Genomic DNA, 20627 nt, shown 5'->3' with positions numbered 1-20627 from the left:
TTTGGGATTTATGTATTGAAATTTAGGTTTAAACATTTCCTTCTTCTTGTTCTTTGTCTAAATATTCTTGAACAATATTGATGGCATTGGTAACCACATCGCTTAATGCTGTGATGTAACTTCCGTCTTCAGCATGGTCAATAGCGTGTTTAATTGCTTCGGTTTCTAACGGAATTACTTCGTGTGTAACTTTTCTGCCAGATTCTTTTATTCCTGAAAGAATTATATCGATAATTTCTTGTTCGGTTCTACCACGTAAATATTTTTCTTGACGAATAATAATATGGTCAAACATTCTACCAGCAATCATTCCACATTCTTTAATATCTTCGTCACGTCTATCACCAACACCTGCAATAATTCCGATTTTTTTGGTAGCTTCAACACTGCTTAAATATTCTTCAACACCTTTATATCCTGCAGGATTGTGAGCAAAATCAATTAATACTTTGAATTTTTTGAATTCGAAAATATTCATTCTTCCAGGCGTTTGCGCCGCACTTGGAATGAATGTTTGCAATGACAAACTAATATCTTCTGTTTTGAATCCTTGTAAATAAGCTGCTAAAGTGGCTGCCAAAACATTGGCAATCATAAATTTAGCTTTTCCACCCATTGTTAACGGAACGTGGGTTGCTCTTTCCACACGAATTTTCCATTCGCCTTTTTTGATGGTGATGAATCCGTTTTCGTAAACCGCTACAATTTTTCCTTCTTTAGCAAATTGTTTCACTTTTGGATTGTTTTCATCCATTGCGAAATACGCTACGTTGCAATTTAATTCGTTTGCAATTTTCAAACATTGATCATCTTCAGCATTTAAAATGGCCCAACCATCTTTTTTGATGCTGCGAACAACAGTTGCTTTTACACGAGCTAAATCGTCTAAAGTATGAATATCAGATAATCCTAAATGGTCTTCTTGAATGTTGGTAATAATTCCGATATCGCAGCGGCTGAAACCTAAACCGGCACGAAGAATTCCACCACGAGCTGTTTCAAGAACTGCAAATTCAACCGTTGGATCTTTTAAAATATATTCGGCAGAAATTGGTCCTGTAGTGTCGCCTTTTTCCATCAAATGGTTTTGAATATAAATCCCATCAGATGTTGTGAAACCTACACGATAGCCATTATTTTTTACAATATGCGCCATTAAACGTGTAGTGGTAGTTTTTCCATTAGTTCCTGTAACGGCGATTATTGGTATACGACTTGGTTTTCCTGGAGGATAAAGCATATCAATTACTGGAGCTGCTACGTTTCTAGGTAAACCTTCGCTTGGCGCTAAGTGCATACGGAAACCTGGTGCAGCATTTACTTCAAGAATACATCCACCTGTTTCTTTTAGTGGTTGAGTCAAGTTTTCCGCCATAATATCAACTCCACAAATATCCAATCCGATAACACGAGAAATTCTTTCGCAAAGGAAAATATTTTCTGGATGCATCATATCTGTTACGTCAACAGAAGTTCCACCAGTACTTAAATTAGCAGTTGATTTTAGATAAACCACTTCATCTTTTCTTGGTACGGTTTCTAGAGTATATCCTAATTTTTCTAATAAATCGGTTGTATCTCTATCAACATCAATTTGTGTAAGTACATTTTCGTGACCATAACCACGTTTTGGATCAAGATTAGTTTCGTCTATTAATTGTTGGATGTTTTGTTTTCCGTCACCTTTTACGTGTGCTGGTTCTCTTTTTGCGGCTGCAACTAATTTATTGTCAATAATTAAAACTCTAAAATCGTAACCTGTAATAAATTTTTCTACAATAATTCGATGACTGTATTTTTTTGCATAAGCAAGACCAGAAACTGCATCTTCCCAAGTTTTTACATTGATTGACGCACCTTTTCCATGATTTCCATCTAATGGTTTTAAAACGATTGGATAACCAATTTTCTTTACAACTGCTTCTAAATCTTCTTCGTCAACACAAATTCCACCACTTGCGACTGGAATGGATGCTGCATCTAACATTTTTTTAGTTTGCTCTTTATTACAGGCAATATCTACAGCAATGCTACTCGTTTTACAAGTAATTGTTGCCTGAAAACGCATTTGATTAACACCATATCCTAATTGTACTAATGAATTCGTTCCCAAACGAATCCATGGAATATCTCTTGCAACCGCTTCTTCAACAATACTTCCTGTTGAAGGTCCAAGTCTAACTCGTTCACGAATTTCACGCATTTTTTGAATATCAACTTCTGGATTATAGTCAGTTCCTGCAATTAATGCTTCGGCGATTCTTACTGATGCTTCTGCTGCATACAAACCAACATTTTCTTCGGTGTAACTAAAAACTACGTTATAAATTCCGGGAGTTTTGGTTTCACGAGTTCTTCCAAAACCGGTTTCCATTCCGGCAAGGGTTTGAATTTCTAAAGCGATGTGCTCAATAACGTGTCCCATCCAAGTTCCTCTATCAACACGAGAAAAGAATCCACCACGACAACCTTCGGAACAACGATGTTCAATCATTGTAGGAAACATTGCTTCAATACGCTCACGGAAACCTTCAATTTTGTTGGTTGGACGTTCTTCTAAATCTTCTAAATCTAATCGCATTTGGATTAGCTTTTTTCTTTGTACACTCCAAATATTTGGTCCACGTAACGCTTGAATTTTATCAATCTTCATATTCTAAAGGTATTTCGTTTTGTAATGATTGTAATGAATTTGTTAAAAATAGAAAATATTTATTATTCTGAAACATTTTTTATGAGAAAAAATACTTTTTTTATTCATTTCATTATAGTTATATTGATTTTCAAGGGATTGATTACAATTCTATAGTTTGCAAAAAAAAAGAGACCGTTATAAAACGACCTCTCTTCACAAACAAAAAACTATTACCTATATTTTTATTCACACCAAGTAACCAAATTAATTTCTACAATTCCATTACTATTTACAAGACTGTTAGACAATGTTACTGTCAGACTTCCTGTTCCACATAAACTTCCTTGAGATGGATAAGAGAAAAATTCATAAGTCCCAACTGGTAAATTAACAAAACAGTTTCCATAACCATAATCCTGTGCATTCGGGTCGCCTGGATAAAAAATTTCACCAGTTACAGTATTTTGAGCTCCAAAACCTCCATCAATAGCTTGATTTCCTTGAGAATCAACAAGTTTTAAACACACATTATATGTTTTTAATAATACTTGCAACTGTTGAATATTTGTAATGATACTATTTGAAAAATTTACTTGTTTAGTAAGTGCAGATCTTAAAGGTGAAACCAAGTTTAAAGCTAAAGTATTATTTCCTGAAGTAATTGCAGCAACAATTTGGTTAGTCAAAGAGTAAATTACATCATTTTGTTGAAGAATTTTTACTGTCAAAACATTAATTGGAGCTGTAGAGAAAGCTATTGAAGAATTTGATTGTGCAGTAGCAACGTAAGAGTCAACATCATTAGCATTTGCTTCTTTAGAATCATTGGTTTCTGTCATAACATTTGCAAAGTACACTGCGTTTGGATTTCCAATAACTTTTAATTGTTTTACCAATTGATTTATTGCAACTCTAGCAGTCGCAATGTCTTGCTTAACATTTTCAGCAGATTGAACAGCTAATGTTAAATTTTGCTCAGCAACTGTTTGAGCAAATGCTTGTCCGAAAACAAATACGCTTAGTGTTAAAGCGTAAAAAATAATTTTTTTCATAATTAAGATTGTTTAAATTAATAATGACACAAAGTTATTCTCATTATGATTTCAACTTCTATTTTTTAAATTATGATATTATTAATTGTTTGTAATACAACTATATAAATAATAGTTGTTAGAAAATAGTTACATAATATTGAGTTAATGTAGCTTCTCTAATTTTGAAAAATTTATGGAGCTTCTTTTAGCAATATTTTAGAAAAAAAGTATTTTCAATATACTATCTTTGCCTTTCAATTTTTTTAAAATGGAAACCGTTACTGAAAATACACTTCCGATTGGAAAACCAAAATGGCTGAAAGTAAAATTGCCTATTGGTCAAAAATACACTGAACTTCGCGGATTGGTTGACAAATACCAACTGAACACCATTTGTACATCGGGAAGTTGTCCAAATATGGGAGAATGTTGGGGCGAAGGAACTGCAACGTTTATGATTTTGGGCAATATCTGCACACGTTCATGTGGATTTTGTGGCGTAAAAACAGGTCGTCCTGAAGATGTTGATTGGGCAGAACCTGAAAAAGTTGCTCGCTCTATAAAGCTAATGAAAATAAAACATGCTGTAATTACAAGTGTTGACCGAGACGACCTAAAAGATATGGGATCTATTATTTGGTTAGAAACAGTAAATGCTATTAGAAGAATGAATCCTTCTACAACACTTGAAACACTAATTCCAGATTTTCAAGGAAATACTAGAAATATTGATCGTATTATAAAAGCAAATCCCGAAGTTGTTTCTCATAACATAGAAACCGTTCGCAGATTAACTCGTGAAGTAAGAATTCAAGCTAAATATGATAAAAGTTTGGAAGTTTTACGCTATTTGAAAGCACAAGGAATCCGTAGAACCAAATCGGGAATCATGTTAGGTTTGGGAGAAACTGAAGCCGAAGTTATCGAAACCATGCAAGATATTCGCAATCAAAATGTTGACATTATTACTATTGGTCAGTATTTGCAACCAAGTAAAAAACATTTGCCAGTAAAAGAATTCATAACGCCAGAGCAATTTGAAAAATACGAAAAACTAGGAAAAGAAATGGGATTCCGTCATGTAGAAAGTGGCGCTTTGGTGCGTTCGAGTTATCATGCTGAAAAACACATTCTTTAAAAAATTCCAAAAAACAAAAAACAAATTCCAAAATAAGTTTATGAGTTTATAAGACTTCTCTAACTTTTAAACTTTTAAACCTCTAAACTTTTAAACTTGAAGATAAAAATTGCTATTAATGGTTTTGGGCGCATTGGACGAAATCTTTTCAGATTGCTTCTCAATCATCCGACTATTGAAGTTGTGGCGATAAATGATATTGCTGACAATCGCACGATGGCACATCTTATAAAATACGATAGCATTCACGGTGTTTTACCTTACGATGTCACTTTTGATGACAATCATATTATTGTAGATGGTAAAAAGTATTTGTTTTTTCATCAAAAAGAGATTTCAAATCTGAATTGGGAAAATATCGATATTGTTATTGAATCAACTGGAAAGTTTAAAACTTTTGAAGAAATCAATCAGCATATTATTTCGGGTGCTAAAAAAGTAATCCTATCTGCGCCATCCGAAGTGGAAGAAATCAAAACAGTGGTTTTGGGCGTAAACGAACACATTCTCGATGGTAGCGAAACAATTGTTTCCAACGCGAGTTGTACGACCAATAACGCTGCTCCGATGATAAAAGTGATTAACGAACTTTGCGGTATCGAACAAGCGTATATTACAACCGTTCACTCGTACACAACCGATCAAAGTTTGCACGATCAACCGCATAAAGATTTGCGAAGAGCACGTGGCGCAAGTCAATCAATTGTGCCAACAACAACTGGTGCTGCTAAAGCATTGACCAAAATATTTCCAGAAATGGAAGGAAAAATAGGTGGTTGTGGCATTCGTGTTCCCGTTCCAGATGGTTCGTTGACCGATATTACTTTCAACGTTAAACGCGCCGTGACAATTGAAGAAATTAATACTGCTTTCCAAAAAGCATCGCAAACCAACTTAAAAGGAATTCTAGATTACACCGAAGACCCAATAGTTTCGGTAGATATTATAGGAAATAAAAACTCATGCCTTTTTGATGCACAACTCACATCGGTTATTGACAAAATGGTAAAAGTAGTTGGCTGGTACGACAACGAAATAGGTTATTCGAGCCGAATTATTGATTTGATTCAATACATAAATAAGTAGGAGCGAATGGCTTGGGCTTTTTTAAAATCCATTTTCCCGCTTTCCGCTCTACTTCGTGCCACTCCAATCGGGGCTATTTAGGTTTTGTATCGCTACTAAATTAGTAGTTTTTAATCAACTCTCTAATAAGCAATCGAACATGAGGTTCGGCTTTTTGAGCAGCTTTTAAAACTTCGGCATGGTTTACTTCTTCAATGTTTTCTTCGTCGCCCATATCAGTAATTACAGAAAGTCCGAAGCATTCCATTTCCATATGTCGAGCCACAATAACTTCGGGAACTGTTGACATTCCAACACAATCGGCTCCTAAAATTTTCACCATTTTGTATTCGGCTAAGGTTTCAAAAGTTGGACCTTGCAAACCAAGGTAAATACCGTCGTGAACAGTTACATTATTTTCTGCAGCCAGACTTTTGGCTTTAGCCATCATAGCTTTGCTATAAGGTTCGCTCATATTGACAAATCTTGGTCCAAAACGTTCGTCGTTTTTCCCATGCAAAGGATGTTCTGGCATCATATTGATATGATCTTTAATAATCACAATCGAACCTACTTTATAACTCGGATTCACACCACCAGAAGCATTTGATACTACCAATTTGGTCACACCAAGATATTTCATCACTCTAACCGGAAAAGTAACTTGTTTCATGTCGTAGCCTTCATAAAAATGAAAACGACCTTGCATAGCCACCACTTTTTTATCGCCAATAGTTCCAAAAACCAACGCACCTTTATGACCTTGCACAGTCGAAACAGGAAAATTTGGAATTTCGGTATAAGGCAATGTATGTTCAATCTTGATATCATCAGTAAAACTGCCCAATCCTGAACCTAAAATCACACCGTATTCTGGTGTAAAACCTGTTTTTTCTTTGATATAATTAACGGTTTCTTGTACTTGTTCCCACATAATTTGTTATGTTTTTGTCAAAATTATCACTGCTTGCAACAAAACTACTTTTGATTGGTAAATAGAAAAGTGATTTTAAATGGCTGTTTTTTAACCTAACATAATCCTTTTCAGTAGTGATAATCAACTTGTTATTTGCTTTATTTTGTATTTCTATTAAATCTTTTTCTGTAAAAAAATGATGATCAGGATAAACCAACGTTTCGTCTTTTTCAGTCTGCAAATATCCGAAAAACGGTTCAGGTTTTGCAATTCCAGCCAAAAGTAATTTAGCATCACGCTTTATTTCTTCAACCTTTTTACTTTCTAGTTCATTATAAACTTTATCATCATAATCTATATAACTGAAAAATAACCTTTCAACATTGTCATTCTGACGAAGGAAGAACCTCAATTTTCTTCTTATATTTTCTTGTGCAATTTCCGATAAATCTTTGGGACATTTCGTGACAATTATCACATCGGCACGATTGGCGCCATTTCTGCTTTCGCGAAGATTTCCTGTTGGCAACATATAGTCATCGCAAAACAAATCATCATAAGCCGTTAACAAAATATAAAACCCAGCTTTCACTTTTCGGTGCTGAAACGCATCGTCTAGCAAAATCACATCGGGTTTGTCTTCCAAATTCAATAATTGTTCAATGCCATTTTTTCTATTGGCGTCGACCGCTACTTTTATTTCAGGGAATTTTTGATGTATTTGAAACGGTTCATCGCCCAAAATTTCTGCAGTCGAAGTTGAATTTGCTATAACAAAACCTTCAGATTTTCGTTTGTAACCACGACTTAACGTTGCCATTTTATAATTTGGCGAAAGCAATCGGATTAAATATTCAATTTGAGGTGTTTTTCCAGTGCCACCAACGCTAAGATTTCCAACTGCAATAATTGGTATATCAAACGAATACGATTTTAGAATTCCTTTATCAAAAAGAAAATTCCTGATAGCAGTTATCAATCCGTATAAAATGGAAAATGGGAAAAGGATTTTTCGTAGGAACTTCATCTTATTTATCTGAGTAATGTCCCATTGCAGAGATAACAAAAACGGTTACTATATCTTCATCAATTCTATATATCAATCTATCTTTCTGATTAATTTTTCTAGACCAATAACCAGAATATTCATATTTCAATGCCTCAGGATTTCCATAACCTTCATAAGGGTTTTCTAAAAGATCTTCCAGAATTTTATCAATTGCTCTAATGGAAACTTTATTTCCTGATTTTAAATGCTTTTCAATATCTTTTTGAGCAATTTTAGTTACTTTAACCCTAAACTTCCCCATACATCGTTAGGATCAATAGTTATGCAATTACCGTTTTTGATATTTTCTTCAGCTTTTTTAATTTTTTTAATAAAAGCTTCACTATATATACTTTTTTCTTTTTTTACAGCTTTTGAATCAGATTCAATTATTTCAACATCTTTTCCTTCATCAAAAAATGTCTTGGCAAACTCAAGAAAAGCTTTGCCTTTTTTGGAACGCTCGTTTATTTTTATAGTTAAAGTAGTCATATCCTAATAATTTTGAATTACAAATATACAAAAATCGTGCAATATTAATTCCTTTTCAATTTGAATTGATAATCCAACATTTTACTATCTTTGAAAAGTAATTAAATTTGAAAAATGAAGCTTTGTTTTAAATTAATAGTTTTTCTTCTTCTTAGCTCTCAAGTTGTATTTTCACAAGAAAAAAATGATGCTGCAATACTAAAAGTGATTTTAGCTAAATACTATTCTAAAGAAAAAGTAATTGTTAAAGAGCGATTACAACTCTTAAGTTTTTATTGTGAAAAAGCACAAAACAACGAGGAGTTTTTTGAAGTAATTACTAAAAATGAAATTCTAAAAAAGAATTCAGTTGAAATTAAAAAACAGATTAGCATTAAAAAAGCCGAGAATTGGTCAAATGATTTGGCAACCCTTTTTGCAACAGAAAATCAGTATTTGAAGAGCAAAGTCAATAATTGTTTGTCGCTAGAAGAATTCCAAAAAGTATCAAAACGATTTAATGATAACAATCAGCGTCTATTAATTGCCAATAAACCAATTTATTTTGAAAAAAAATATTGCTTAGTAAAAATCACTCTTTATCGAAATATTGAACATAATTATGGTTGTTTTTTAGTATTGGAAAACATCAATTCTAAATGGGAAATAAAAGAGATTTTGAATGAATGGGCAACTTAAAAGATTATAAAAAATGAAAATAAAACAAATACTCACAATCCTAGAAGAAATGGCACCTTTGGCTTATGCTGAAGATTTTGACAACGTAGGTTTATTGGTTGGAAATCAAGAAAACGAAGCAACTGGCGTTTTGGTTTGTCACGATGCATTAGAAAGTGTGATTGATGAAGCCATTACTAAAAATTGCAACTTGGTAGTTTGTTTTCACCCAATTTTATTTTCTGGAATCAAAAAAATTACGGGAAAAAATTACGTTGAACGCTCCATTCTTAAAGCCATTAAAAATGATATCGCCATTTACGCCGTTCATACCGCTTTAGACAATCATAAAAATGGTGTAAACAAAATTTTCTGTGATGCTTTGGGTATAAAAAACACTAAAGTTCTTGTCCCTAAAAGCAACTTCATTCAAAAATTAGTCACTTACACAATTCCAGAAAATGTTGAAAAATTGCGAAATGCTTTGTTTGATGCTGGTGCTGGAAAAATTGGCAATTATGAAGATTGTAGTTTCACTTCGCAAGGAATTGGAACCTATATGGGAAATGAAAACAGCAATCCCGAAATTGGCGAACGATTTGAATTTGTCGAAGCTCAAGAAATAAAAATCGAAGTCACTTTTGAAAAATATTTACAATCTAAAATATTGAAAGCCCTTTTTTCAAATCATGTTTACGAAGAAGTAGCTTACGAAATTTACGATTTGCAAAATTCGCATCAAAATATAGGATTGGGAATGATGGGCGAGCTAGAAAAACCAATGGATGAACTCGAGTTTTTAGCTTTTGTAAAAGACAAAATGCAGTGTGGTGGCATTCGACATTCGGCATTATTGGGTAAAAAGATTCAGAAAGTTGCCGTTCTCGGTGGTTCGGGAAGTTTTGCTATCAAAAATGCAATTCAGGCAAATGTTGACGTTTTTTTAACAGCCGATTTAAAATACCACGACTTTTATCAAGTTGAAAATCAACTAGTTTTAGCCGATATTGGTCACTTTGAAAGCGAAAGATATACAAAAAATTATATTGTTGATTTTCTTAAAGAAAAAATTACTAATTTTGCACCTGATTTGTCGCAAGACAGAATTGTTTTATCAGAAGAAAATACAAATCCAGTTAAGTACTTATAAAATATGGCTACTACAAAAGAATTAAGCGTTGAAGAAAAGTTAAGAGCGCTTTACGATTTACAATTAATCGACACTAGAATTGACGAAATTAGAAACGTAAGAGGTGAATTGCCTTTAGAAGTAGAAGATCTTGAAGATGAAGTAGCTGGTTTGACTACACGTAACGAAAAACTAAAAGCAGATCTTGAAAGCATCGAAGAGCAAATCAAAGCCAAAAAAAGCGCTATTGAAGAACACCAAGAAGCTATCAAAAAATACACTAAACAACAAGATTCTGTTCGTAACAACAGAGAATTTAATTCGTTGACTAAAGAAGTTGAGTTTCAAGAATTAGAAATTCAATTGGCAGAAAAACAAATCAAAGAATTAAGAGCTTCTATGGAGCACAAAAAAGAAGTGATTGGTAGTTCTAAAGAAAAATTGGAGCAAAAATCAACACACTTAAAACATAAAAAAGCAGAATTAAGCGATATTATGGCAGAAACTGAAAAAGAAGAAACCTTCTTAATTCAAAAATCTGCTGAGTATGAAGGACTAATCGAAGAAAGATTGTTAGCTGCTTACAAAAGAATTCGTTCTAGCGTAAGAAACGGTTTAGCAGTAGTTTCTATCGAGCGTGGTGCTTCGGCTGGTTCATTCTTTACAATTCCTCCGCAAACACAAGTTGAAATTGCTGGTCGCAAAAAAATCATTACCGACGAGCATTCAGGAAGAATTTTAGTTGACGCTTCTCTAGCAGAAGAAGAAAGAGAAAAAATGGAAAAATTGTTCGCAACAATATAATTTAAAGTCCCGATTCGTCGGGATTTTTTTTGACTAATTCTGTAATCTTTTGCTTTTTTGAAACTCAAAAAAATTCAATATTATCTTCTAACCAAATCCATTGGATCGTATCTTAATGGACTTAGTTATGTTGCTCCCAACAAAGCAACTCAAAAGGCTTACCAACTTTTTAGTCAGCCACGAAAAGGCAGATTGAGGCATGAAGAATTACCCGAAATTTTGAAAGATGCAACCAAAGCAACTTTAGAATTTCAACATCACAAAATCCAAACTTATCACTGGAAAGGAAACGAAAAAGTAATTCTGCTAGTCCACGGTTGGGAAAGCAATGCGTCACGCTGGAAAAAACTGTTAGAGCATTTAAAACAAACACCTTACACCATCATTGCAGTCGATGCACCTGCTCACGGCTTGTCGTCTGGCAACGAATTCAATGCGATTTTGTACTCTGAATTTATAAATATTGTCGCTCAAAAATACAATCCAAATGCCATTATCGGACATTCGGTTGGCGGCATGGCGAGTTTATATTATCAGTCAAAATTTCAAAATCAAAACCTGGAAAAGCTGGTTTTATTAGGCGCACCATCCGACTTGGAAGTGATTTTCAACAATTTCATAAAAATGCTAAGCCTAAATTCACGCATGCAGAAAAATCTCGAAAAGCATTTTATCCAAAAGTTCAATCTGCAACTTAAAGACTTTTCGGGCATCAATTTTGGTAAAAAAATCTACAGCAAAGGCATTATTGCACACGACAAAAACGACAAAGTTGTTCTGATTTCTGAAAGCGAAAAAATTGCAAGTTCATGGCAACAAGCTAAGTTTATTAAAACCAAAGGTTACGGACATAGCTTGCATAAAACGGCTCTTTATCAAGAAATTATTGCTTTTTTAGGAGCGTAAAGGCTTGGACATTTTAGGAATCCATTTTCCTGCCGCCGTTCCAATCTTTTTTAAGAAAAAAGGATTTCCACTCTGTCAGGGCTAGTTAGCCAATGTATTTTTGCAAAAATCATTTTTCAAAATAAAAAATAGTGTAAATTTACAGTTCAATTACCATCAAAAATGCAACAAAATCTTCATCCCGAAATCATAAAAGAATTAGAAAAAATTGTTGGTGCTGACTACCTTTTTTTAGACGAAGAAACACGTAATCATTATGGTCATGACGAAACCGAAGACTATGTTTTTCCACCAAACGTGGTTTTGAAACCAGCCAATTCCAAAGAAGTTTCCCAAATTATTAAAGTAGCCAATACACATAAAATTCCGGTAACGCCAATTGGTGCACGAACAGGTTTGAGTGGTGGTGCATTGAGTATCCATCAAGGAATTGGTTTAGCAATGGACAGATTCAACAAAATCTTAGAAATTGATGAACTCAATCTTCAAGTTACTGTTGAGCCAGCCGTGATTACACAAGTGCTAAGAGAAGCCGTTGCCGAAAAAGGATTGTTCTATCCACCAGATCCAAGTAGTCAAGGAAGTTGCTGGATTGGTGGCAATGTTGCCGAAAACGCTGGCGGTGCAAGAGCTGTAAAATATGGTGTAACCAAAGATTATGTGCTAAACCTCGAAATCGTTTTGCCAACAGGCGAAATCATTTGGACAGGTGCAAACACGCTAAAAAATTCTACAGGATATAATTTCACACAACTGTTAGTTGGAAGCGAAGGAACACTCGGCGTAATTACCAAAATTGTTTTAAAGTTGATTCCAACAGTTTCTCATAATGTCTTGCTTTTGGTGCCATTTTACAAAGCTAGTCAAGCTTGCGAAGCTGTTTCAGCTATTTTCAGAGCGGGAATTGTTCCAAGTGCATTAGAGTTTATGGAACGCGATGCCATCGATTGGAGTTTGAAATTCATTGAAGGATTAAACATTCAAATAAAAGACGAAGTTCAAGCACATTTATTAATAGAAGTTGACGGAAATTATCCTGATATTTTATTTCAAGAAGCTGAAAAAATTACAAGTGTTTTAGAACAATATGAAATTGACGAAATTTTATTTGCCGATACCGAAGACCAAAAAAATGCACTTTGGAAAATGAGAAGAAATGTGGCTGAAGCGGTAAAATCAAATTCTATTTACAAAGAAGAAGACACGGTTGTACCAAGATATGAATTGCCAAAATTACTAGAAGGCATCAAAACTATTGGAAAAAAATATGGTTTTCAATCGGTTTGTTATGGTCATGCAGGCGACGGAAATTTGCACGTAAACATCATAAAAGGCAATATGTCTGACGAAAATTGGAACACCGAAGTTACCAAAGGAATAAGAGAAATATTTGAATTAACTGTTTCTTTAAAAGGAACTTTATCAGGCGAACACGGCATTGGTTATGTTCAAAAAAACTATATGAACATTGCTTTTACTAAAACGCATTTAGAGTTAATGGAACGCATAAAATCTATTTTCGATCCAAATAATATTCTAAATCCAGGAAAAATATTTCCTGATGTGGAATAACTAAAATTTAAAAGCTCACTAAATTTATATCTAGTGAGCTTTTTTTTAATCTCTTTTTGGACTATTTTTCTTTTCTCTTTTTTCCTCTTTCTTTTCCTTTGCGGTTTTAAGAGGTTCTTTTTTAACTGTTTTTTTTGCGTCTTGACTTTTTGCCATGGTATTTTTATTTAGGATTTCTTCTTAGTTATATGTAAATATACTATTTTATTTTCTACAAAAACAGAAATCTCTTAAAATGTAAATAGTTACTTTTGTAACAAATAAGACTAAAATGAAGATAAATCTAAAAAACGGAATAGACGAATTGCTATTCGGAATGAAACAGACCGATGTTACTGAAATTTACGGATTGCCCAACAAACAATTCAAAGATGACGATGACAATGTAATTTATGTGTACAATGCTAAAAGAGTTCGCTTAACTTTTTACGAAGATGAAGATTTCAAATTAGGATACATTATTTGTTCTAACCCAGATTTGACTTTGTTTGATAAAAAGTTAATCAATCGAAATGTTGAAGAAGTAAAAAATGAACTTTTAGAAAAAGGTTTGAAAACTTGGGAAAATGAAGATTTTGATTTGGCTGAAAATCATTTCAACGAAAGTAATTGGTTTATTCTACAAACAGAATTTGGTGTAATTGCCAATGTAGAAATGGGAGCCATTATAAATGACAACGACGAATTTGAATGGAAATTCAAAAAATAGTTTTAGATTCTGAAACAAGTTCAGAATGACAAATAAAATAAAAAAAGGCACAAAACTCATTGAATTTTGTGCCTTTTGCATTATGTCTTAATCTTATTTTTTTTCAGCTTGTTTTATTGCAGGTGCTGCAACTGGAGCTGGTGGAGTTTCTAACATCTCAACTTCAAAAACAATATTAGAATTTGGTGGAATAACACTTCCTGCACCTCTTTCGCCATAAGCCAAATTGGATGGAATAAACAAAACCGCTTTGTCACCAAAAGACATACTGTTCAAACCTTCAGCAAAACCTGGAATAAAGTTATATTTCCCAGCTTGAGCTGTCATTGGTTGGTAACCATTTGCGTCAGCTCTACGTTGGTCAAATTTTCCGTATTCTTTTGCAACTGATTCAATACAGCTGTCAAATAAAGTTCCGTCTTCTAAATAGCCAGCATAATTGATGTAAACGTTTGTTCCTTCAGCAGGTTTTTTCCCTGAACCAACTTTGGTAACTTTAGTTTCTAATCCTGTTGTAGATTTGGTTGCAGTTGCTCTTAATTCAGCTAACTGTTTAACTTTTGCCGCTTTTACTGGCGCATATTGTTCGTTGTAAGCTCTATTTTTTTCTGCTTCAAGTTCAGCTTGTTTTTTTTGAGCTTCTGCTTTTATGGCTGCTTGTTTTTTATCGTCTTCAGCTTTGTTTGCATAATAATCTGAAAATATTTTTACAGCATCAAACTTTTTAGCGTCTGTACCTTTTCTTGTAATTGTTACTTTATTCATAACATCATCTTGAGCGATAGCATTTACAACGTCCATTCCAGTAACAACATGTCCGAAAACAGAGTGCTTGTTATTTAACCAAGGAGTTTCTTTATGAGTAATGAAAAATTGTGATCCATTAGTTCCAGGTCCAGAATTTGCCATAGAAAGAATTCCACCTTTGTCGTGAACCAAACTTGGGTCGAACTCATCTTTGAAACTATAACCTGGACCGCCAGAACCATTTCCAGCAGGATCACCACCTTGAATCATGAAATCTTTGATAACTCTGTGAAATTTCAATCCATCGTAAAAAGGTTTGTTTTTGAATTTCTCATCAGTTACATATGATTGTTTTCCTTCTACCAATGCAACAAAGTTGGCTACAGTAATTGGCACTTTTTTGTATTCTAATTGTACAACTATTTTACCTTTTGTAGTTTCAAATTCAGCAAAAATTCCTTCGTTAGAATTGGCAGTTGGTTTTGCTACAACTTTAGTGCTTACTGCTTTTTTTGTTACGGTAGCTTTCTTTTTTACTTGAGCAAAACTGCTCATCATTCCTAAAAATAAAAGAACAACAATTTTTAATTTCATTTTCATCATTTTTAATTAATTCAATTTTATATATAATTCTGTAAAATTTACATTTTTTCTAATAATTCAACTTCAAAAATAATGTTCGCATTTGGAGGAATCACTCCGCCAGCACCAGCTTCACCATAACCTAAATTTGAAGGAATAAATAGAATTGCTTTATCGCCAAAAGACATTTTTTCGATACCTTCAATAAAGCCTGGAATCATTCCTTGTTTGTTTCCAAATTGGAATGGAATTGGGCTATAACCATTTTGATTGGCTCTATTCTCATCATACTTTCCAAATTCTTTTGAAACACTTGCGATACTTGTATCAAAAAGTTCGCCATTTTCTAAAAATCCAGCATAATGGATAAAAACATTTTGTCCTATAGTTGGTTTTTTACCCGTTCCTTTTTTAACAACTTGAAATTGTAAACCGCTTGCTGTTTTAGTTGCGCCAGTTTTCAATTTGTTCATTTGAGATACTTTTGCATCAATTACAGCTTTGTATTTTTCTTCGTAAAGCCTTTTATTTTCAGCATTAATAGCAGCTTGTTTTTTTTGCAGTTCAGATTCTTTTGCAAAGAAATCAGAAAAAACTTTTACTGCGTCAAATTTTTTAACAGCTTCACCTTTTCTAATGATGGTAATAGCCACAATATCATCGTTTTGTTCTATTTTGTTTACCACATCCATTCCTTCAACAACATGTCCAAAAATAGTGTGCAAGCCGTCTAACCAAGGAGTTGGGACATGTGTAATAAAAAATTGACTACTATTTGTGCCAGGTCCTGAATTTGCCATTGCTAACAAACCGCCTTTGTCAAATCTTAAATCAGTAATTTCATCTTTGAACTTGTAACCGGTATCGCCAGAACCATTTCCAAGCGGATCTCCACCTTGAATCATAAATTCTTTAATAACTCTATGAAATTTTAGTTTGTCAAAAAATGGTTTTCCTTTAAAATCAGGGTTTACAAAAGTATTTTTTCCTTCTGCTAATGTTACAAAATTGGCTACCGTTACAGGTGTTTTTTCGTATTCTAGTTGTGCAATAATTACACCTTTAGAAGTTTCTATTTTGGCATATAAACCATCTTTTAGATTGCTGTTTTCATCTTTACAAGAAACAAATGTTGCAAGAATAAGAGCAACTAGTAAAATTCTTTTCATTTTTTGGATTAAATATTAATTAGTTTGTGATTTTGGATTAGGATCTTCTTTAAAATCATTTAATGTTACCGTGTACATCAATGGTTCGTTATGACCAATTCGGTTGTTGTCGCCATGGTAGCCAAATCCCATGTGTGATGGGAATAGGAATATAACTTTTTCTTTTTTGCGCATTAATTTGATACCGTGACGTAAACCAATAATGATTTTTTGTTCTTTATCAACATAATAAGTCTGCGGTTTTAGTTCGGCTTCGGAATATATGATGGCTCCGTTTAAGTCTTTTACTTCGTAATTGTAGTAAGCAATATCACCTTTTTTTGGAGAAATTGTATCGTTCAAATTTCTGTTTTCGTAAGCATACCAATAACCTTTGCTAGAAGCTATAAATTTTTTATCAGGATTACTTTTGATAATTGAATCAATTTTGTCTTCTTCGGTAGCAACCAATTTTTTATTTCTCTCAATAGACTCTTTCATAAAAGTTCCAGAAGATTGCGAAATAGGTTTTCTAGCTTGTTGCTGAGAACAACTTACTATAAAAACAGTTAAAATTAGTAGTGTACTTTTAATTACTCTCATGTTATAGAATAGTTGTTTGTGTCAATATTTGTTCAAATTTAGCAACTGTTTCTTTCATACTCAATTGCGATTTTCCACCAGCAGCGTTAATATGTCCACCACCGTTGAAATGTTGTCTAGCAAACTGATTTACATCAAAATTTCCTTGTGAACGAAACGAAATCTTAATGATTTTTTCATCAATATGCTCTATAAATATTGCAGCAAATATAATACCTTTTATTGTAAGTCCGTAATTCACAATTCCTTCTGTGTCGCCTTTTACATAATTATAGTGGTCGAGTTCTTTTTGTGAAAGCGTAATAAATGCCGTTTTATATTGTGGCAGAACTTTCATATTCTGTAACGCTTGACCTAATAACTGCAGTCTTTCGTACGAATTATTATCAAAAAGTAAAGTTGGAATTTCAGTGTTTTCAACGCCCAAATCAATTAATTCAGCAATAATTCTGTGAGTTGTTCCTGTGGTTTTTGGAAATCTGAAAGAACCTGAATCAGTTAAAATTCCTGTGTAAATGCAAGTTGCAATAGTTTTGTCGATAAGTTCTTTTTTGCCGAGAAATGAAATGAAATTATAAATCATCTCACAAGTCGAACCAAATTTTGTATCAGAATAAGTGTAAGTTGCAAATCCATCTGGTTCTTGATGATGGTCAATCATAACAAATGGAACTTGAAGTTTGTTTAGAATATTTTCCATTTCACCAGTACGATGAAGTGCATTAAAATCTAAAACAAAAACCAATTCTGCTTCTTTTAGAACTTTTGTTGTTCCTTCTCTTTCGTTTTCATAAATCAAAACTGATTCAGAAGCTGGCATCCAAGCTAAAAATTCAGGAAAATCATTTGGAGCAATAACCGTTGGCTGATGATTTAATTTGAGTAAAAAATGATACAATGCCAATGTCGACCCCATAGCGTCACCATCTGGGCTTCGGTGCGGAATTATTGCAATTTTCTTAGGAGTGGCGAGCAATAATTGAATTGCTTGAATGTCTTTTTCGTTCATAGACTGCGAAGTTACATTTTTTTCGCAAAAAGAAAAGAAATTAACATCGTCTTAATACTCTAGTTTGGTCAAAAACAAGCCTAACCAAACGGCAAACAATCCGACAATAACACTTAGTGCTATATAAATGAAAGCTGTTGCCGAATTTTGATTCTCAAAAAGCAAACTGTTTTCGTAACCAAAAGTTGAAAAAGTGGTGAAGCCACCGCAAAAACCTGTCACCAAAAGCCATTTGAAATTTGAATTTGCCAACTGATTTTTTTCTAAAAAACCTATGATTAATCCAATCAAAAGACAACCCAAAATATTGGTTATAAAGGTGGCTAATGGAAATGTATTCGAATAATATTTTTGAACAAAAAGAGTTGTCAAATAGCGTAATATACTACCTAAACCGCCTCCAATTGCTATCAAAAATAGGGTTTTTAACATGATGTTATTTTGTTGTTGCAATAACAAAATTTAGTTTTAGTTTAACGCCCATTTGCATTAAATCTACTAAGTCTTGAACTTTGTTATCTGCAGGAACTCTTACCACAACCGTTTTATCGTTGTTAGCAGTCGTTTTTTCATATAAAACCTTTTCCAATTGATCAAATGGTACTTGTTCTTTATTTATATAATACAACTTATCATCAGTAACCGAAAGTGAAATATGATCTTTATTCGTTGATTCGTTAGATTTTGCTTTTGGAAGCGTTAATTTAATTACATTCGGATTTGCTAAAGTCGATATAATCAAGAAAAACAAAAACAAAAAGAACATAATGTCACTTAATGACGAAGTTGGGATTTCGGGGTGAAATCGTCTGTTTTTTCTAATTGCCATCTGGTTCGTGAATTACGTTAATAATTTCTAAAGTTTGTTTTTCAACTTTAAGTGCAAAACTATCAATCATCATGTTAAATAAATGGTATGCAGAGTAGGCAATAACACCGACAACAAGACCAGCACCACTACTAATCATTTTTTCATATAAACCTCCAGAAATGGTTTGAATGTTCAAATTTCCTGTGTTTGAAATGGTATGGAAAATTTTGATAACTCCAGAAATTGTTCCAATAAAACCAAGAATTGGAGCAATACCCGAAATTAATCCCAAATGTCCTAATCCTTTTTCCATTTGAGCAATTTCAACATTTGCAGTTCTTTCCATTACCGATTCTATTTCGCTAATTGGTCTTCCTATGATTGCAATTCCACTTTTAAGAATGTTTCCTGAAGCAGTGTTTTCTCTGCTACAAAGCATCACCGCATTGTCTATTTTGCCAGATTTTAGCTGCGCTTTTACATCAGAAAGTAAATTTGCATCTTGTTTGGTTGCTTTTTTAATTGACAAATAGCGCTCAATAATTACATAAACACAGAAAAACAATAGTAGAATAATAGGAATAATCATTATTCCACCTTTCATTACGAATTCTAAATAAGATATGTTTTCTGTTATGCTAACATCTGTTGTTGCTGGTGTATTTGCAGTATTAGCCAATGAATCTACAACAGTAGTGGCTTGTAAAAAGATGGTTGAAATCATCATATGAAATAATTAGGTTATGTATTTTTACAAAAGTGCATAATTTTTTAAAAACTCTTACATAATATAGCAAGCTTTTTTTAACACATTGTTTAACAATTAAAATTGATAACGAAAAAAAATCGTTTAAAGTATACTTTTAGCATACTTCGGATTAATTTAGGGTATAAAAAAAACTGCAACATTATCAGTTACAGTTTTTCATTCATAAAATTTGTTTTGTTAGTATGTTTTAAAAAATTATCTTCTGTTAGGTTTTTTAGGTGTTTTTTTTACTGCGTTTTCATTTCCGTTTTTCCCTAATTCTCTAATATAATTTACCAATTGCCATCTTTGCTCATCAGATAAAAGTTCGCTATAACCTGCCATGGGAGCTTTACCATTTGTTACTTTCCAAAAAATAGCACCATCTGTTTCATTTGCTACTTCTAATGAAAGAAAATTTGCTGGTTTTTTCTCGAGTGTTAAACCGGCTTCTCCATTTCCTTTTCCATATAAACCATGACATAACACACACATTTCGTTAAATATTGCTTTACCAACTTCAGTAGCTTTTTGGTTATTTAGAAATGGATTATTTAGACTATTTGCACTTTCTGGAGCAATCCAATCGTTAACCTGAGCAAAACTTTTATTACTTGCAATTATGGATGTAAATAATACAAAAAACAAAAAAATATTTTTCATGATTAAAATTGTTTTAAATTATATGTAAAGTTAGTTTAGATGCCTAAAACAGTATATGATAATTATCATCGTAATTAATGTTAGTTAGTCATTTAATAACTGTTGTTTCTTGAGATTTGAATGGAAATAGGTAGTTTTTTTAACTAAATTCATCAAAAAGCTATTAAAATATTGAAGTTTGAATTTTTATTTTCAATCTAGAATACTACTT

Annotated in this window: 22 protein-coding genes; 8 read left to right on the top strand and 14 right to left on the bottom strand. The window is 33.0% G+C overall.

Features of this window, described 5'->3' with window-relative positions; all coding sequences use genetic code 11:
• Positions 1–28: 28 nt before the first annotated feature.
• Together cphA and O9267_RS06300 are read right to left on the bottom strand one after the other, a co-directional pair.
• A complete protein-coding gene (gene cphA / locus O9267_RS06305) occupies positions 29–2653 on the bottom strand; it encodes a cyanophycin synthetase (RefSeq protein ID WP_298177264.1) in 2625 nt (874 codons plus the stop codon).
• A gap of 224 nt (positions 2654–2877) precedes the next feature.
• Positions 2878–3687, bottom strand: coding sequence for a hypothetical protein (locus O9267_RS06300; protein ID WP_298177262.1), 810 nt, complete (start codon positions 3685–3687; stop codon positions 2878–2880).
• Positions 3688–3937: 250 nt separating this feature from the next.
• Here O9267_RS06300 and lipA point away from each other — a divergent pair, with 250 nt between their 5' ends.
• Positions 3938–4807 (top strand): lipoyl synthase, encoded by an 870-nt coding sequence (gene lipA, locus O9267_RS06295; protein WP_298177260.1) that lies wholly within the window; start codon positions 3938–3940, stop codon positions 4805–4807.
• A 96-nt stretch (positions 4808–4903) separates the two neighbouring features.
• Positions 4904–5893: a type I glyceraldehyde-3-phosphate dehydrogenase gene (gene gap, locus O9267_RS06290; RefSeq protein WP_298177259.1), complete on the top strand. Its 990-nt coding sequence runs from the start codon at positions 4904–4906 to the stop codon at positions 5891–5893.
• 100 nt (positions 5894–5993) lie between these two features.
• Here the strand turns inward: gap and O9267_RS06285 are convergent, their stop codons facing one another.
• The 4 genes from O9267_RS06285 to O9267_RS06270 are packed head-to-tail and all read right to left on the bottom strand — an operon-like array spanning position 5994 to position 8328.
• Positions 5994–6806, bottom strand: coding sequence for a purine-nucleoside phosphorylase (locus tag O9267_RS06285; RefSeq protein WP_298177256.1), 813 nt, complete (start codon positions 6804–6806; stop codon positions 5994–5996).
• Positions 6778–7815, bottom strand: coding sequence for a tetraacyldisaccharide 4'-kinase (gene lpxK / locus O9267_RS06280; RefSeq protein ID WP_298177254.1), 1038 nt, complete (start codon positions 7813–7815; stop codon positions 6778–6780). The genes O9267_RS06285 and lpxK overlap by 29 nt, the downstream gene beginning before the upstream one ends.
• A gap of 1 nt (position 7816) precedes the next feature.
• Positions 7817–8098 (bottom strand): Txe/YoeB family addiction module toxin, encoded by a 282-nt coding sequence (locus O9267_RS06275; RefSeq protein ID WP_298177252.1) that lies wholly within the window; start codon positions 8096–8098, stop codon positions 7817–7819.
• Positions 8074–8328 (bottom strand): DUF2683 family protein, encoded by a 255-nt coding sequence (locus O9267_RS06270; protein ID WP_298177250.1) that lies wholly within the window; start codon positions 8326–8328, stop codon positions 8074–8076. Before O9267_RS06270 ends, O9267_RS06275 begins: the two co-directional genes overlap by 25 nt.
• 114 nt (positions 8329–8442) lie before the next feature.
• On the opposite strand from O9267_RS06270, the gene O9267_RS06265 reads away from it, so the two are divergent.
• The 6 genes from O9267_RS06265 to O9267_RS06240 all read left to right on the top strand — a co-directional run bounded on the left by O9267_RS06265 (position 8443) and on the right by O9267_RS06240 (position 14105).
• The gene (locus O9267_RS06265) at positions 8443–9006 is read left to right on the top strand and encodes a hypothetical protein (protein WP_298177248.1); all 564 of its coding nucleotides are present in this window, start codon (positions 8443–8445) and stop codon (positions 9004–9006) included.
• A 13-nt stretch (positions 9007–9019) separates the two neighbouring features.
• The gene (locus O9267_RS06260) at positions 9020–10135 is read left to right on the top strand and encodes a Nif3-like dinuclear metal center hexameric protein (RefSeq protein WP_298177246.1); all 1116 of its coding nucleotides are present in this window, start codon (positions 9020–9022) and stop codon (positions 10133–10135) included.
• Between the two features lie 3 nt (positions 10136–10138).
• The gene (locus O9267_RS06255) at positions 10139–10918 is read left to right on the top strand and encodes a hypothetical protein (RefSeq protein WP_298177244.1); all 780 of its coding nucleotides are present in this window, start codon (positions 10139–10141) and stop codon (positions 10916–10918) included.
• A 57-nt stretch (positions 10919–10975) separates the two neighbouring features.
• The gene (locus O9267_RS06250) at positions 10976–11824 is read left to right on the top strand and encodes an alpha/beta hydrolase (protein ID WP_298177242.1); all 849 of its coding nucleotides are present in this window, start codon (positions 10976–10978) and stop codon (positions 11822–11824) included.
• Positions 11825–11986: 162 nt separating this feature from the next.
• The gene (locus O9267_RS06245; RefSeq protein ID WP_298177240.1) at positions 11987–13396 is read left to right on the top strand and encodes an FAD-linked oxidase C-terminal domain-containing protein; all 1410 of its coding nucleotides are present in this window, start codon (positions 11987–11989) and stop codon (positions 13394–13396) included.
• 271 nt (positions 13397–13667) lie between these two features.
• On the top strand, positions 13668–14105 hold the full coding sequence (locus tag O9267_RS06240) for a hypothetical protein (protein WP_298177238.1): 438 nt from the start codon (positions 13668–13670) through the stop codon (positions 14103–14105).
• A gap of 93 nt (positions 14106–14198) precedes the next feature.
• On the opposite strand, the gene O9267_RS06235 is transcribed toward O9267_RS06240, so the two are convergent.
• From O9267_RS06235 to O9267_RS06200, 8 genes are all read right to left on the bottom strand, one after another.
• Entirely contained in the window at positions 14199–15446 is a 1248-nt protein-coding gene (locus tag O9267_RS06235; protein ID WP_298177236.1) for a peptidylprolyl isomerase, read from the bottom strand.
• A 47-nt stretch (positions 15447–15493) separates the two neighbouring features.
• A complete protein-coding gene (locus tag O9267_RS06230; protein WP_298177234.1) occupies positions 15494–16603 on the bottom strand; it encodes a peptidylprolyl isomerase in 1110 nt (369 codons plus the stop codon).
• A gap of 15 nt (positions 16604–16618) precedes the next feature.
• Positions 16619–17185, bottom strand: a complete 567-nt coding sequence (gldI, locus tag O9267_RS06225; protein WP_298177231.1) for a gliding motility-associated peptidyl-prolyl isomerase GldI — start codon at positions 17183–17185, stop codon at positions 16619–16621.
• 1 nt (position 17186) lies between these two features.
• Entirely contained in the window at positions 17187–18194 is a 1008-nt protein-coding gene (locus tag O9267_RS06220) for a bifunctional oligoribonuclease/PAP phosphatase NrnA (RefSeq protein WP_298177229.1), read from the bottom strand.
• Positions 18195–18245: 51 nt separating this feature from the next.
• Complete coding sequence (gene crcB, locus O9267_RS06215; RefSeq protein WP_298177227.1) at positions 18246–18626, bottom strand: fluoride efflux transporter CrcB; 381 nt, start codon at positions 18624–18626, stop codon at positions 18246–18248.
• Positions 18627–18630: 4 nt separating this feature from the next.
• On the bottom strand, positions 18631–19023 hold the full coding sequence (locus tag O9267_RS06210) for a biopolymer transporter ExbD (protein WP_298177224.1): 393 nt from the start codon (positions 19021–19023) through the stop codon (positions 18631–18633).
• A complete protein-coding gene (locus O9267_RS06205) occupies positions 19013–19732 on the bottom strand; it encodes a MotA/TolQ/ExbB proton channel family protein (protein WP_366521993.1) in 720 nt (239 codons plus the stop codon). The genes O9267_RS06210 and O9267_RS06205 overlap by 11 nt, the downstream gene beginning before the upstream one ends.
• 237 nt (positions 19733–19969) lie before the next feature.
• Complete coding sequence (locus tag O9267_RS06200) at positions 19970–20416, bottom strand: cytochrome c (RefSeq protein WP_298177222.1); 447 nt, start codon at positions 20414–20416, stop codon at positions 19970–19972.
• Positions 20417–20627: the final 211 nt, after the last annotated feature.

This window comes from Flavobacterium sp. (genome assembly GCF_027531705.1).
In the GTDB taxonomy this organism is placed as follows: Bacteria; Bacteroidota; Bacteroidia; order Flavobacteriales; family Flavobacteriaceae; genus Flavobacterium.
Note: the sequence above shows the minus strand (reverse complement) of the source record. Positions and strands in the feature narration are given on the sequence as shown.

Bases quoted from the DNA above. Each gene is read 5' to 3' on its own strand.
- O9267_RS06285 (WP_298177256.1), bottom strand. From the start codon at position 6,806: ATGTGGGAACAAGTACAAGAAACCGTTAATTATATCAAAGAAAAAACA.
- O9267_RS06260 (WP_298177246.1), top strand. From the start codon at position 9,020: ATGAAAATAAAACAAATACTCACAATCCTAGAAGAAATGGCACCTTTG.
- O9267_RS06230 (WP_298177234.1), bottom strand. From the start codon at position 16,603: ATGAAAAGAATTTTACTAGTTGCTCTTATTCTTGCAACATTTGTTTCT.
- O9267_RS06270 (WP_298177250.1), bottom strand. From the start codon at position 8,328: ATGACTACTTTAACTATAAAAATAAACGAGCGTTCCAAAAAAGGCAAA.
- O9267_RS06220 (WP_298177229.1), bottom strand. From the start codon at position 18,194: ATGAACGAAAAAGACATTCAAGCAATTCAATTATTGCTCGCCACTCCT.
- O9267_RS06245 (WP_298177240.1), top strand. From the start codon at position 11,987: ATGCAACAAAATCTTCATCCCGAAATCATAAAAGAATTAGAAAAAATT.
- lpxK (WP_298177254.1), bottom strand. From the start codon at position 7,815: ATGAAGTTCCTACGAAAAATCCTTTTCCCATTTTCCATTTTATACGGA.
- cphA (WP_298177264.1), bottom strand. From the start codon at position 2,653: ATGAAGATTGATAAAATTCAAGCGTTACGTGGACCAAATATTTGGAGT.
- O9267_RS06275 (WP_298177252.1), bottom strand. From the start codon at position 8,098: ATGGGGAAGTTTAGGGTTAAAGTAACTAAAATTGCTCAAAAAGATATT.
- O9267_RS06200 (WP_298177222.1), bottom strand. From the start codon at position 20,416: ATGAAAAATATTTTTTTGTTTTTTGTATTATTTACATCCATAATTGCA.
- O9267_RS06235 (WP_298177236.1), bottom strand. From the start codon at position 15,446: ATGAAATTAAAAATTGTTGTTCTTTTATTTTTAGGAATGATGAGCAGT.
- O9267_RS06205 (WP_366521993.1), bottom strand. From the start codon at position 19,732: ATGATGATTTCAACCATCTTTTTACAAGCCACTACTGTTGTAGATTCA.
- O9267_RS06240 (WP_298177238.1), top strand. From the start codon at position 13,668: ATGAAGATAAATCTAAAAAACGGAATAGACGAATTGCTATTCGGAATG.
- O9267_RS06255 (WP_298177244.1), top strand. From the start codon at position 10,139: ATGGCTACTACAAAAGAATTAAGCGTTGAAGAAAAGTTAAGAGCGCTT.
- gldI (WP_298177231.1), bottom strand. From the start codon at position 17,185: ATGAGAGTAATTAAAAGTACACTACTAATTTTAACTGTTTTTATAGTA.
- O9267_RS06265 (WP_298177248.1), top strand. From the start codon at position 8,443: ATGAAGCTTTGTTTTAAATTAATAGTTTTTCTTCTTCTTAGCTCTCAA.
- O9267_RS06300 (WP_298177262.1), bottom strand. From the start codon at position 3,687: ATGAAAAAAATTATTTTTTACGCTTTAACACTAAGCGTATTTGTTTTC.
- crcB (WP_298177227.1), bottom strand. From the start codon at position 18,626: ATGTTAAAAACCCTATTTTTGATAGCAATTGGAGGCGGTTTAGGTAGT.
- O9267_RS06210 (WP_298177224.1), bottom strand. From the start codon at position 19,023: ATGGCAATTAGAAAAAACAGACGATTTCACCCCGAAATCCCAACTTCG.
- lipA (WP_298177260.1), top strand. From the start codon at position 3,938: ATGGAAACCGTTACTGAAAATACACTTCCGATTGGAAAACCAAAATGG.